The following is a 12,654-nucleotide window of genomic DNA, read 5'->3' as shown; positions in this document are numbered from 1 at the left end:
TATGCTTCAAGCACGAGGTGTATTATGAAAAAACCCACTCACCATATCTTCGTTTGTTCCAGCTTCCGACTCACTGGCGAAGCTAAAGGCGTATGTGAGAAAAAGGATTCTGCATCCTTGATCCAGTATCTGGAAGAAGAAATTTGCGATCGCGGTTTAGATGCCCTGGTATCTACCACCGGATGCATGAACCTCTGCAACAACGGACCAGTGATGATGGTTTACCCGGACAATTACTGGTACAAAGAAGTAGATGAAGAGGCGATCGATGAAATTCTCGATGCCCTGGAAGAGGGTCAAGCTGCAAAAGACCATCTGTTTGTCACCGCCTAAAGTTTACCGTTCATATATCCCTCAGTCAGAAGCCAGCATACCCTGACTTCTGACTTCCTTATACCTGAGTGTTTCTCATTTCCCTTTTCACGAGAACGCGAGGTTTTCACTATACTTTTCGTTCACAGGCGGAACCTGGGAACGAGAAAAAAAGCAAACTCTTGACTTCAATTGTAACATGGAAAACGTAATTTTCACCGAAAGAGAGAATCAAATTCACCGCAAAGGAAACCAGCCATTTGCATTAGAATGTAATAAAGAAAGTTTGGCCGGTGCGGTGAGTCAGAGAGCCTGCGTCTTCTGCGGTTCGCGGGTGGTGCTCTATCCGATCGCCGATGCGATTCACTTAGTCCACGGACCGATTGGTTGCGCCGCCTACACCTGGGATATTCGCGGCGCATTATCCTCCGGACCGGAACTGCACCGCCTGAGTTTTTCCACCGATTTGCAAGAAAAAGACGTTATCTTTGGCGGCGAAAAGAAACTCTATCAAGCCTTAGTCGAACTTATCGATCGCCATAATCCCAACGGCGCATTCGTGTATTCCACCTGCATTGTCGGCATTATCGGCGACGATTTAGAAGCCATCTGCAAGCGGGTCAGCCAAGAGAAAAACATCCCCGTAATTCCGGTTAAATCCGAAGGCTTTAAAGGCAACAAACGCGCCGGATATAATGCCGCTTGTCAGGCGATGTTCCGCTTAGTGGGAAGCGGCGACACCACCGGAATTTCCCCGCACAGCATTAACATTTTAGGCGACTTTAATTTAGCCGGCGAAATCTGGATTATCCGGGAATATTTTGAGCGGATGGGCATTGAAGTGGTGGCCAATATTACCGGGGATGGGAGAGTCGGCGATATCGCGCGATCGCATGGCGCAGCCCTGAATGTGGTACAGTGTTCCGGGGCAACAATGGACTTCGCCAAATTAATGAAAGAAGACTACGGCACCCCCTTCTTGCGCGTCTCTTACTTCGGCGTCGAAGATATGGCGCAAGCCCTTTACAAAGTAGCACACTTTTTCAAAGATGACCCGGAAATTCTGCAACGCGCGCAACAATTAGTCCGGGAAGAACTCTCCATTTTATATGCTAAACTGCAAGAATATCGCCAAGACCTGCAAGGGAAAAAAGCGGCGATTTATGTCGGCGGCGCATTTAAAGCCTTTTCCCTGGTGAAAGCCTTCCGCCTGTTAGGAATGGATGTGGTGATGGTAGGGTCGCAAACCGGCACCCATGAAGATTACAAAGAATTGCACGAAGTCACCGACGAAGGCACAATTATCGTGGATGATTCCAATCCCCTGGAATTGTCGGCATTTCTGAAAGAAAAAGATGTAGATATCTTTGTCGGCGGTGTCAAAGAACGACCGATCGCCTATAAACTGGGATTGGGTTTTTGCGACCACAACCACGAACGCAAAGAAGCCTTAGAAGGATTTGTGGGAATGCTCAATTTTGCCAAGGAAGTGCATTCTACGGTAATGTCTCCCGTGTGGCGGTTCGTTCCTCGCCGGGAAAAGCGGCACAAACTATCCGCCAGCGAATAAGCTTCACAGGGTGCGTCAGCGCCCGGAAAATCACCCCCGATTATTGTTTGTCGATACATTAGAAAAACAGGAGACGATCGCGTGAAATCCACCACAAAAACTCCCACTCCGTCTTACGTTTCCACCACCAACGCCTGCAAGCTTTGCAAACCCCTCGGCGCTTGCATCGCGTTTCGCGGAATCGAAGGATGCGTGCCCTATTTGCACGGTTCCCAAGGATGTGCCACCTATATGCGGCGCTACATCATCAGTCACTTTCGCGAACCCATCGACATTGCCTCATCCTCACTGAGCGAGAAGCATGCGGTGTACGGTGGCGGTCCGAACCTGAAAAAAGGCATTATCAACGTCATCAACAAATATAATGCCAAAGTGGTCGGCATTGCCACCACCTGTCTCACCGAAACCATTGGCGATGACGTGCCGATGCTGCTGAAAGAATTTCGTCAGGAAGTGAGTGCGGAACATCTGCCCTTGTTAGTGAATGTGTCTACCCCCAGTTATAGCGGGACGCACATGGAAGGATTCCACGCCACAGTGAGAGCGGCGATCGACCAATTGGCAGGAAAGCAAGAAACCGCAGAAACCACCCCCATCAATCTGCTTCCGGGATTGGTTTCCCCCGGGGATATCCGACATTTGAAACAAATTCTGGAAGACTTTCACATTGACGGGATTGTGTTGCCCGATATTTCGGAAACCTTAGATGCACCGGCCCAGTTAGACTACGAAAAAATTCCGGAAGGGGGAACGGCGATCGCCGACATTCAACGCATGGGAAATGCGCGGGCTACCCTGGAATTCGGACGCACCCATTGTCTGTCCAAATCCACCGGCGGTAAACTGTTAGCCTCACGCTTTCAAGTTCCCCATTTTCCCCTCGGTTTGCCCATCGGATTGCGCGAAACCGATCGCTTTTTTGCCACCCTCGAAGATGTCTGCAACACCGCAATTCCTCGCAAATACGAATTAGACCGAGGGCGGTTAGTCGATGCCTATGTAGATTCCCATAAATACCTATTTGGCAAAAAAGCCGTGGTTTACGGCGAAGAAGATTTAGTAGTGGGAATGACCGCATTTTTAGCCGAAATTGGCATAGTGCCGGTGCTGTGTGCCACCGGTGGAAAAAGCGGACATTTAGCCGAAGCGATCGCCGCCGTCACCGATGACATTTTATCCGCCCCTCCCCTGGTTTGCGAAAACATCGACTTTTACGAAATTGCCGAACAAATCGAAACCCTCGCACCGGATTTGCTCGTCGGAACCAGCAAAGGCTATCCCATCTCCCGCAAACTCAATATTCCCTTAATTCGGGTTGGATTTCCGATTCACGATCGCTTCGGCGGACAACGAACCCTTCATCTCGCCTATGGCGGTACCCAATCCCTACTCGATACGATTGTCAACGCAATTATCGAGAAAAAACAAGCCGATTCCCCCATCGGTTACGGCTACTTGTAATCGGAAATACTGGCAGTTTGACTGCCTCCCAATTTTTGGCACCATCATTGAGAAAAAAAACCATGACAGTTACGATTAATTTCGAACAACACCCCTGTTTTAATGCCAAAGTCAAAGGACAATTTGGCCGCGTCCATTTACCCGTTGCCCCGCGCTGTAACGTGCAATGCAACTACTGCAATCGCAAATATGATTGCGTGAATGAAAGCAGACCAGGAGTCACCAGCACCATCCTGTCCCCACCGCAAGCGCTGTATTATATGGAGCGGGTTTTGGAAAAAGAACCGCGCATCACAGTAGCCGGAATTGCCGGACCGGGAGATCCATTTGCCAACCCGGAAGAAACCCTCTCCACCATGCGGTTGCTGCGGGAAAAATACCCCAATTTAATTTTATGTTTGGCCACCAATGGACTGGGTTTAAGACCAGAATACATTCAAGAAATTGCCGAAATTGGCGTGTCTCACGTGACGGTGACAATTAATGCGATCGACCCAGAGATTACCCGCCAGGTTTACCGCTGGATTCGCGATGACAAAACCGTGTATCGCGGACGCAAAGGTGCGGAATTATTGCTAGAACGGCAGTTAAATGCGGTGAAAGGGTTAAAAGCTGCCGGGGTGGTGGTGAAAATTAACTGCATCGTCATGCCGGGAATTAACGACCATCATGTGGTAGAAGTAGCGCGGACAATGGCAGAATTAGGGGCAGATTTGTTTAATGCAATGGCCATGTATCCCACCCCAGATACCCCGTTTGAAGATATCCAGGAACCGGATTCTTTGATGATGGCAAAACTTCGCAAGGAATGCGAGCAATATTTACCGCAAATGCGCCATTGCACCCGCTGTCGCGCCGATGCAGTGGGACTGCTAGGGGCAGACCAGTCGGAGGAATTTCACGGCTGTTTGATTGCTTGTTCTAAGAAAATCGTGCCGTTGGAGTCGAAAAATCGCCCTTATGTGGCGGTGGCATCTTATGAAGGAGTGTTGGTAAATCAGCATTTGGGCCAAGCGGAACAATTCCAGATTTGGGAAAAGACCGACAGCGGGTTTAAAATGGTGGAAGAACGCATCGCACCAGCACCCGGAACGGGATTTGAACGGTGGCAAAAAGTGGCGGATTTATTGCACGATTGCAGGGCGGTTTTGGCCACCAGTATGGGGGATAATCCGAAGGAAATTCTCTCTAAGTGTGGCGTGTTGCCGGTGGAAATGAGCGGCTTTATCCAGGAAGGATTGCAAGCGGTGTATGACGGCGGGGATTTGACGAAACTGAAGGGCAAACGCCCGGTTGTCGGTGCCGTGAAAGGCGGCGGTTGTAGCGGCGATGGGTTAGGTTGCGGGTAATCTTGTTGTTGCGATCGCTTTAGTATAAGTTCCGCCTTGTTGTCGAGTTCGGTTATCCCAACAACGACTCGGGCGGGCTTTTTTTCTCGCTTTATCGTTTTCTCGTTCCCCGCATCTCCTGGGAACGAGTCATAGTCCTTGTCATGCGGACGCAAGCCTGCCTAGGCGCGATTTCAATCCCCCGGTTTGCTCGTCATTCACACCGAGGGCAAGTGCGATCGCCGCAGGAGGCGTTGCCACAAGTCCGCATCGGTGAAGTCCGCGATCGCCATCCCCGCGCCCAGGTCGAGGAGTTTGTGCGGGTCATGGGTGGTGGCAACCCCAATGGTATAAATGCCGGCTCCCACTGCAGCGCGTATCCCGGCGGGAGAATCTTCAAAGGCGATCGCCCCTGCAGGAGAAATCCCTAACTGTTCTAAGGCCAAGTTATAGGGGGTCGGATCGGGCTTGCCAATTGGCGCATTTTCTGCTAGCACCTTCACGTCAAAGCGATCGCCTAACTGCAACACCTCGAGCATAAATTCCACATTCTCCGGGGGCGCATTGGTCACTAGGGCGCGCTTCACTCCCCCTTCTTCGGTCCAGGTCAGCACATCGTCAAGTCCCCCTAACCGTTCCAGTTGGGTGCCCAGTTGGCGAAAGCGGGCTTCTTTTTCCTCCGCTACCCGTTTCCCCGCTTCTGGGGACAGTTGCGGCAAAATGTCTTGCACGATTTCGCCATTCAATCCGCCGCTAATTCGCGACTGGTAAAATGCTTTATCGATGTCCATCCCATAGTCTTTTAAAAGATCCTGCCAGGTTTGGAAGTGTATCGGATCGGTATTCGCCAGGGTACCATCTAAATCGAAAAGAATTGCGGCGATTGTCATGTTTGCCGGAACCTGTAGACTAAGATTAGCCACAAACTTATCCCTCGGGTAGAATGATAACCTGCCAGCTTTCCGTGGAAAGTATCGGTGGGTTCACCGTGGCACTGGTCAAGTCGATTTTATGGTAGCATAAATGGGAATTACAAAGGCGTTTGCAATTCTGGTACCCGTTCCGGAAGTCCACCTCGTTTCGGGGATGGAAACTTGCGAGAGCGAGGGAAAAGTGGCCTTTGGCAGCGATGCTTGGGAATTGTTTCGCCAAGTGGATGAAATGAGAAAAGGCCAAGCGGTAGAAGTCTTTATCTACCCCTCCCATTCCGATTCCGATAAACCCCTGCAGATGTCCGCCGCATGGCATGGCATCTATGTGGGTCACATCCCCTCTCGCCGAGGCCGATATCCTGGGGATAAGCGCTTCCGTCCCGCTTCTACGCAAACCGATCGCCCCAATTGGGCCGTGTTTTGGGAAATCGAAAGTCTCAGCGAAGTTCCCCTGAGCGAACAATTGCAATTGGGTGACTTTCGCATGCTGGTGACGAATAAGCGCTCAAATGGCGATCGCCGACATCTCCCTCACGGTCCGGTTTTGATTCAATATCCGTGAGCTATCCTCCCTCGGCATCGCCGTTTTCCCTCCCGCTTTTGTTCTCTTCCTCTCCCCGATAGCTGTAACCGATTGACAATTGGTGATGGACGAGGCACTCTGCACTCTCCCATTGTCCATCACCAATTGATCTCCGGCAATTTCGGCCAAAATTTCAGGGCGTGATGGATTGACTTTGATTCCAGAGTATGATACTCCCCCGCACTCTCTCGCCCCACTCGCGAGTGAGGAACGTGACATATGAAAGCGCCTCGAGTTTTGCTACAATTCTTTACCGTGCCCCACCCGTTCCCAAGTCACCCGGTTAGGGCGATCGCGTTGCAAAACCCTGGTTCGCGATTTAATTTTTGATTAGAATCTCAGGAGTCGATTGTCAATTTATGTACGTCATGGTATATTCAGACGGAGCCTCACGGCGCAATCCAGGCCCAGCCGGTGCAGGAGCGGTGTTAACCGACGAGCGCGGCGAAGTCCTTTACGAAGTCTGTCAGTATTTAGGGCAAACCACCAACAATCAAGCGGAATACAGCGCCGCCATTCTCGGCTTGGAAAAAGCCCTAGAAATCGGAGCCACAAAAGTGCTTTTAAAAGCGGATAGCCAACTGCTCATCAAACAAATCAACGGGGAATATCGCGTCAAAAATCCCGACCTGAAGCCCTTGTACGAAAAAGTTATCTTTCTGCTCGATCGCTTCGACAGTTACGACCCTCCGCAACACATTCCCCGCCAGCAAAATCATCTCGCCGACGCCCAAGCTAATCGCGCGATCGACGAACAAGCTTTCGCCTAGGTCTTTTTCCGGTCAGCATATCACAGATTGACAATTTTCCAATCAAAAGGCCGAGGGTGGCGGTTTTTTGCCCAAATAGAGCGTTGGCTGGGCATTGTTACCTACCCCGGCCCTGGGCATCGCGAAGCAAGCAATGCCCACCCTACAACTGGGGAAAGAGTTTTGAACGAAATCGCCAAATTGGCAACACAGTGGCGCATAGCGTCGTCTAGAGTAAAGATAACTCAAAGGTTACAGCCAGAGGTCGAGGAGAGCAAACTCGGGGGTTGACATCTGCCAACCGCTTTGCTAGAGTAAGCTTAAATCGGCATACATTCTATTTTTCCAGCAATTTTTCTCATGTTTAACCGCAGCAACTACTTTTATTTTTGGTTTACGCAGGTTCACCGGCGGTGAATACCATCTCGCATGGAAACGCCCGGTGAACCGCAGAAGCAACTCTGCGGTTTTTTTGTTGCTTAACCTTGTATTCATATCGAGGCAAATCCGATGAAGACCTATCCCGCGAACAACTGGTTTTTTGGCTTTTATTTTTGGCTCAGAAAGAGTTCTGGGTAGGTTTTGCCATGCAAGGATAACGCCTCCGCCCGGAACTCGAAACAGGTTCCGGGCTTTTTTTTCGTTCATTTCGTTTGTAATTCCAAGGAGAAACACCATGAAAAACGCCAAACTCGCACTTTCCGAAAAAACCCAATCCCCCACCGTCATTCAAATCGGCGATCGCGCCACCGTGGGGGGCAAAGACCTGTTGATTGTCGGCGGGCCTTGCGCGGTGGAAACCCTAGAACAAATGCAGCAAGTCGCCCGCCATCTGTCCGAAGCGCCGGTGCAACTGTTGCGCGGTGGTATCTACAAACCCCGCACCTCCCCCTACTCTTTCCAAGGTTTGGGAGATGCGGGGTTAACAATTTTGTCCCAGGTCCGGGAAGAGTCCGGGATTCCCACCGTTACCGAGGTGATGTCCATTTCGCAAATCGAAGGGATTGCGACCCACGCCGACATGCTGCAAGTGGGGAGTCGCAACATGCAAAACTTCGATTTGCTCAAAGCATTGGGCCATGCGGGCAAACCAGTCTTGCTGAAGCGCGGACTCGCCGCTACCCTCGAAGAGTTCATCGGTGCTGCCGAATATATTCTCAGTCACGGCAACCCGAATGTGGTACTCTGCGAGCGGGGGATTCGCAGTTTCGATAGTTACACCCGCAATGTGTTGGACCTCGGGGCCGTGGTGGCGCTCAAACAGTTGACTCACTTGCCAGTGATTGTGGATCCCTCTCACGCAGCGGGCAAGCGAGAACTGGTGCCCCACTTGACCCGCGCCGCGATCGCTGCCGGTGCTGATGGGGCGATCGTGGAATGTCACCCAGAACCCGACAAATCTGTGTCCGATGCCAGACAGGCCCTTTCCCTGCCGGAAATGGTAGAATTGGTGGACAGTCTGCGCCCGATCGCCGCCGCTGTGGGACGTGGCGTACCAGTGGCGCAACCCGCGAGGGCATTATCCGTGGCATAACCACACCGATGCCCACACCGTGCAACAAACGCGAAATGCCCCAGAGGCGGGGTTTCGCGTTTGTGGATTATTTGATGTTTTTTCCAGGGGGAAACATGGCATTTAGTTTAAATCAGGTGGTTCCTTGGGGGCGATCGCTGAAGGAATATCGCAAAATGTTTAATTTGACTCCCGATGAGCTACAATTAAATATTCTCGACTGTGCCGCAGGTCCGGCTAGCTTCAACGCACAACTGACGGCGCAAGGCACTCGGGTGATTTCCTGCGACCCCCTGTATGAATTTAGGGTGGAACAAATTGGCGAACGCATCGCCCACACCTATGTGCAAATTATTCAAGAACTGCGTAATAATCAAGAATACTACATTTGGAAAACTTTCAGCTCCCCCGAGGATTTGGGAGCGGTGAGAATCGCTGCAATGGGGCAATTTTTGCAGGATTTCCCCCAAGGCATTTCCGAAGGGCGCTACGTCACCGCCCAGTTGCCCCAATTACCGTTTCAAACTCAGGAATTTGAGTTGGCCCTTTGCAGCCATTTTTTGTTCAGCTATTCCGAGTTTTTCTCCCAAGCGTTTCACCTGCAGGCGATCGCCGAATTGTGTCGCGTCGCCCGGGCAGTCCGCATTTTCCCCTTGTTAACCATTGCCGGCGACCCTTCCCCCTATTTGACCCCAGTGATGGAGTCTCTCTCATCTCAAGGGTATGGACTGGAAATCCAGCCGGTTGCTTATGAATTTCAGCAGGGTGGCGATCGCATGCTGCGCGTCCAACCGCCTCCCCAAGGGTGAAAAAGCAGGCGATCGCGGGGGTGAGGCGGGTCTGCAGTGGGACTGGAGTGCATCCCTGGGGCAAGTTTCGGGAACTTCACCCCAGGGAGATGGCCAATATATTGGCAATCTCCAACTTTCAGATGATATAACCGAGAAAGGAATTACTCCCGAAATCTTCAGGGACATTGTTAAACGGGAGATAGCGAATTCCAGGGGGAACTTTTCTCCCGCTTCAGTATCGATTCCAGTGACTCTCCTTTTTACTCACTCAGACCCTTACATTTTATGAAACCCACATGACTAAGATATTTGGCGACTTCATCGACGAACTCCCCTCCGGCACGGAATACTTAATATTGGGTTTTTCGCCCCACTCGATTCCGCTCAAGCAGCGCTGGCGTAACAATGGTTTATCTGCCGATTTTCTTGCCGATTACTTTACCACGTTCTTTCCCGGGGAAGAAAAAACCGAGGCAGGGTTTAGCAAACAAGCAGAAATTCAATGTGCCGTGAGTTATATTGTCAATGAACTGTTAGAAAATGCGATGAAATTCAGTCAGGAAACATGGCACTATCCGATTAGCATTAAATTGGTTCTCAGTTGCGATAAAATTGTGTTCGTGACCACCAATGCACTGACCCCGCACCATCAGGATAAATTGCAGAGTTTTATTAAAAAAATGCAGTGTTCCGACCCGCAAGAGTTATATATTCAACAGTTAGAAAAAAATGCCGCTGACGAAAGTCATAGCAGTTCCGGGTTGGGGTATTTGACCATGCTCAACGATTATGGGGCGAAAATTGGCTGGAAATTTGAATCCCTGGAGAGCAAGGATGACATCGAATCCGTAACCACAATGGTACAGATTGAGGTATAGTGGTTGCCAAAGAAGGGCAACCCCGGGGGATGGGACGATCGCCAATGCCAGACGCTTGCCCATTCACTGCCTCGGGCAATTATAACAATGCGTTACCCTCGAGCAGAGTCGCGATCGCCCCCTCAGAGGACGCCACTTAGCGGAAACCTGGCGTTTGCGGTAGTAGAACCCGCAATTTTCCCCTTTGACCCCAATCTGTTTTATGTTAAAACGGGTCTGTTGAGGTAGGTTGAGGTAGGTTCGCCAATCCTTCTCTCCCCCGGTTCATAGAAAACTGACAACTGAGTATGGAAATCAAAACCGACGACTATCGCATTTCGTACGATACGGACACCGCTACGGTTAATTGCCAGGGTTCCTTGCGACTCAGTGGCATGGATGAATATGCCCCCATCGTGGAATTGCTGGAAGCGGCGATTAACCAAGAACCGCCGATTATGACGCTTAATTTGCAAGAATTGGATTTTCTCAATAGTTCCGGGATCAATGTCTTGTCCAAGTTTGCGATTAAGGTGCGCCAGAAAAAAACTATTGATTTAGTAGTAAAAGGGTCGAAGGATATTCTTTGGCAAGGCAAGTCGTTAAAGAATTTACAACGGCTGATGCCTTCGTTAACCTTAGAATGGCATTAAAGAAGTGAAAAACAGTTAATTTGCATAAAGTTCCGGCATGAGCCAGGGAGGCTCGGCACCGAGAAGCGGCTTTTTGACCCGATGAAATTGGTTATAGAGCCTCAAAATTACGGTCGGGGAGGCTGGGCGAGCAGAGAGAATTATGCAAATTAGATGTATCGGAGACCGAGAAAAGCCGGGACGGTTAATCCCCGCAGATGCGATCGCCCCCGGGTGCAACCTCCACACCCAAACTCCCAATCCTCGAAGCTCAGGATTGCACGGAAAAGCGGGTGTAGGTGATAATGAAAAAGCTCCCCCAATGTTGGGTTGGGTCTCAATTTGAGGAAAACTACGCCATAGGGAGATTTCTGGCACAATACAACCAGAAGAACTTGCACGGCGGGGTGCAACTGCTCTGTAAGGCGCGCCAGGAAAGGTGAAACCAGTGGCTAGCCCAAGGGCGCTTCCCAGGGGATTCGTTGGGACTCCCGCCGCAATTTCGAGCGCATCTGCACTTGAGAGGGGTAAACGGCGCGCTTATCTGTCATTATCCGGTGTCGGTAAAGGAAAATCACGGGCTATGTGGGACCACAATACAACTCGAGAAGAACTGCTAATCGAGCTAAAAAAACAGCGACGGGAGCTAGAACTTGTCAAACAGGAAAAAGCCGATTTAGAAATTTTGCTGGAAAATACCACAGCACACTGCGATACAGTGGAAGCAGAGCTATTGAAAGCGAAAGAAGTGGCGGAAGTGGCGTCTAGGGCGAAAAGCGAGTTTTTGGCAAATATGAGTCACGAACTTCGCACCCCCTTGAATGCAATTTTAGGTTACACGCAATTGATGCTCGAAGAGGATGAGGATCTCGACGAACAGCAAAAGCAGGATATTGCTAAGATTAATCAGTGCGGAGAGCATTTGCTGACGTTGATTACGGATATTCTCGATATTGCGAAAATTGAAGCGCAACGACTGGAGTTGGAGTTGAGTAATTTTGATTTTCCGGCGTTTGTTAGCAATGTTAGCGATTTATTCGAGATGCGGGCGTCGCAAAAAGCGATCGCGTTTAACTATCAGGTGGTGTCTCCCCTTCCCCACGGAATTCGCGGCGATCGCAAGCGCTTGCGGCAAATTTTGCTCAATTTGCTCAGCAATGCAGTTAAGTTCACCGACGAAGGGGGTGTGACGTTTAAGGTGGGGTATGCGATCGATGGCGAGTGGGCGACGCCAAACGGTCATCTTTCCTCCGAGGGCGAGATAGAATCCCCTGTGGGCCGCAAAATCCGCTTTCAAGTGGAAGATACCGGCTGTGGTATCCAACCAGAATTGTTGCACGATATCTTTTTACCGTTTCATCAGGTGGGGGAAAAACACCGTCGGATGGAAGGAACTGGGTTGGGATTGGCGATCGCTAAAAAATTAGTCGAACTGATGGGCGGCGAATTGCACGTTATCAGCAAAATTGGCGAAGGAAGCACCTTTTGGGTAGATTTGGAACTCGAAGAAATTGCCGGCTGGTCCGAAGCAACCCAACTGCATCTGAGCTATTAAACCCCCCCCGCCACCTGCTTCCTTCGCCCCTGCTTTACCCCTCGGGTGGGCCTGTTCCCCCACCCACTGTGATTCCCCACCCAATCCCCTTTTTTACCCACAGAAATCATCCCCAATCCGGTTGATATTGCCAAAGCTAGTTTGGCTCTACCAAATTTGTTATGCTAAACTAACAGCTAGGAACAGGGAATGGGGAACAGGGAACGGGGAACAGTTCAATTAGGAACGGGGAACAGGGAACGGGGAACAGTTCAATTCAGAAAATTTATCAAAATGTCAGAGATTAATGATTTTAAAGACTTGAGAATTTGGCAAAAAGGTATGGAAATTGCAGAAAAATGCTATTTTCTGACTAATCTTTTCCCTAAACA

At 50.3% G+C, this 12,654-nt stretch carries 13 protein-coding genes; 11 read left to right on the top strand and 2 right to left on the bottom strand.

The window, feature by feature from the left end; all coding sequences use genetic code 11:
* Window positions 1-24 precede the first annotated feature (24 nt).
* The 4 genes from LKK83_RS06685 (at window position 25) to nifB (ending at window position 4,692) form a co-directional block, all read left to right on the top strand.
* On the top strand, window positions 25-333 hold the full coding sequence (locus LKK83_RS06685; RefSeq protein WP_324630196.1) for a (2Fe-2S) ferredoxin domain-containing protein: 309 nt from the start codon (window positions 25-27) through the stop codon (window positions 331-333).
* 178 nt (window positions 334-511) lie between these two features.
* Complete coding sequence (nifE, locus tag LKK83_RS06680) at window positions 512-1,882, top strand: nitrogenase iron-molybdenum cofactor biosynthesis protein NifE (protein WP_324630195.1); 1,371 nt, start codon at window positions 512-514, stop codon at window positions 1,880-1,882.
* An 81-nt stretch (window positions 1,883-1,963) separates the two neighbouring features.
* Window positions 1,964-3,343, top strand: a complete 1,380-nt coding sequence (locus LKK83_RS06675) for a nitrogenase component 1 (protein WP_324630194.1) — start codon at window positions 1,964-1,966, stop codon at window positions 3,341-3,343.
* 62 nt (window positions 3,344-3,405) lie between these two features.
* Window positions 3,406-4,692, top strand: a complete 1,287-nt coding sequence (gene nifB / locus LKK83_RS06670) for a nitrogenase cofactor biosynthesis protein NifB (RefSeq protein WP_324630192.1) — start codon at window positions 3,406-3,408, stop codon at window positions 4,690-4,692.
* A gap of 197 nt (window positions 4,693-4,889) precedes the next feature.
* Here the strand turns inward: nifB and LKK83_RS06665 are convergent, their stop codons facing one another.
* Window positions 4,890-5,594: an HAD family hydrolase gene (locus tag LKK83_RS06665; protein WP_324630190.1), complete on the bottom strand. Its 705-nt coding sequence runs from the start codon at window positions 5,592-5,594 to the stop codon at window positions 4,890-4,892.
* 100 nt (window positions 5,595-5,694) lie between these two features.
* Between LKK83_RS06665 and LKK83_RS06660 the strand changes: the two genes are divergently transcribed.
* Both LKK83_RS06660 and LKK83_RS06655 read left to right on the top strand, forming a co-directional pair.
* Window positions 5,695-6,165 (top strand): hypothetical protein, encoded by a 471-nt coding sequence (locus tag LKK83_RS06660; RefSeq protein ID WP_324630189.1) that lies wholly within the window; start codon window positions 5,695-5,697, stop codon window positions 6,163-6,165.
* 380 nt (window positions 6,166-6,545) lie between these two features.
* Window positions 6,546-6,956, top strand: a complete 411-nt coding sequence (locus LKK83_RS06655) for a ribonuclease HI family protein (protein ID WP_324630188.1) — start codon at window positions 6,546-6,548, stop codon at window positions 6,954-6,956.
* Window positions 6,957-7,244: 288 nt separating this feature from the next.
* Here LKK83_RS06655 and LKK83_RS06650 read toward each other — a convergent pair whose 3' ends face one another.
* Window positions 7,245-7,583, bottom strand: a complete 339-nt coding sequence (locus LKK83_RS06650; RefSeq protein ID WP_324630187.1) for a hypothetical protein — start codon at window positions 7,581-7,583, stop codon at window positions 7,245-7,247.
* Window positions 7,584-7,611: 28 nt separating this feature from the next.
* Between LKK83_RS06650 and aroF the strand changes: the two genes are divergently transcribed.
* The 5 genes from aroF (at window position 7,612) to LKK83_RS06625 (ending at window position 12,283) form a co-directional block, all read left to right on the top strand.
* Complete coding sequence (aroF, locus tag LKK83_RS06645) at window positions 7,612-8,469, top strand: 3-deoxy-7-phosphoheptulonate synthase (RefSeq protein WP_324630186.1); 858 nt, start codon at window positions 7,612-7,614, stop codon at window positions 8,467-8,469.
* A gap of 95 nt (window positions 8,470-8,564) precedes the next feature.
* Window positions 8,565-9,257, top strand: a complete 693-nt coding sequence (locus LKK83_RS06640) for an SAM-dependent methyltransferase (RefSeq protein WP_324630185.1) — start codon at window positions 8,565-8,567, stop codon at window positions 9,255-9,257.
* 278 nt (window positions 9,258-9,535) lie between these two features.
* Window positions 9,536-10,117: a DUF6272 family protein gene (locus LKK83_RS06635; RefSeq protein WP_324630184.1), complete on the top strand. Its 582-nt coding sequence runs from the start codon at window positions 9,536-9,538 to the stop codon at window positions 10,115-10,117.
* A gap of 287 nt (window positions 10,118-10,404) precedes the next feature.
* Window positions 10,405-10,749, top strand: coding sequence for a slr1659 superfamily regulator (locus tag LKK83_RS06630; protein ID WP_324630183.1), 345 nt, complete (start codon window positions 10,405-10,407; stop codon window positions 10,747-10,749).
* A gap of 562 nt (window positions 10,750-11,311) precedes the next feature.
* Window positions 11,312-12,283: a sensor histidine kinase gene (locus tag LKK83_RS06625; protein WP_324630182.1), complete on the top strand. Its 972-nt coding sequence runs from the start codon at window positions 11,312-11,314 to the stop codon at window positions 12,281-12,283.
* Window positions 12,284-12,654 lie beyond the last annotated feature (371 nt).

The organism is Phormidium sp. CCY1219, assembly GCF_035615515.1.
Lineage (GTDB): Bacteria > Cyanobacteriota > Cyanobacteriia > Cyanobacteriales > Laspinemataceae > CCY1219.
Note: the sequence above shows the minus strand (reverse complement) of the source record. Positions and strands in the feature narration are given on the sequence as shown.

Bases quoted from the DNA above. Each gene is read 5' to 3' on its own strand.
- LKK83_RS06655 (WP_324630188.1), top strand. From the start codon at position 6,546: ATGTACGTCATGGTATATTCAGACGGAGCCTCACGGCGCAATCCAGGC.
- LKK83_RS06630 (WP_324630183.1), top strand. From the start codon at position 10,405: ATGGAAATCAAAACCGACGACTATCGCATTTCGTACGATACGGACACC.
- LKK83_RS06625 (WP_324630182.1), top strand. From the start codon at position 11,312: ATGTGGGACCACAATACAACTCGAGAAGAACTGCTAATCGAGCTAAAA.
- nifB (WP_324630192.1), top strand. From the start codon at position 3,406: ATGACAGTTACGATTAATTTCGAACAACACCCCTGTTTTAATGCCAAA.
- nifE (WP_324630195.1), top strand. From the start codon at position 512: ATGGAAAACGTAATTTTCACCGAAAGAGAGAATCAAATTCACCGCAAA.
- LKK83_RS06685 (WP_324630196.1), top strand. From the start codon at position 25: ATGAAAAAACCCACTCACCATATCTTCGTTTGTTCCAGCTTCCGACTC.
- LKK83_RS06650 (WP_324630187.1), bottom strand. From the start codon at position 7,583: ATGAACGAAAAAAAAGCCCGGAACCTGTTTCGAGTTCCGGGCGGAGGC.
- LKK83_RS06640 (WP_324630185.1), top strand. From the start codon at position 8,565: ATGGCATTTAGTTTAAATCAGGTGGTTCCTTGGGGGCGATCGCTGAAG.
- LKK83_RS06635 (WP_324630184.1), top strand. From the start codon at position 9,536: ATGACTAAGATATTTGGCGACTTCATCGACGAACTCCCCTCCGGCACG.
- aroF (WP_324630186.1), top strand. From the start codon at position 7,612: ATGAAAAACGCCAAACTCGCACTTTCCGAAAAAACCCAATCCCCCACC.
- LKK83_RS06660 (WP_324630189.1), top strand. From the start codon at position 5,695: ATGGGAATTACAAAGGCGTTTGCAATTCTGGTACCCGTTCCGGAAGTC.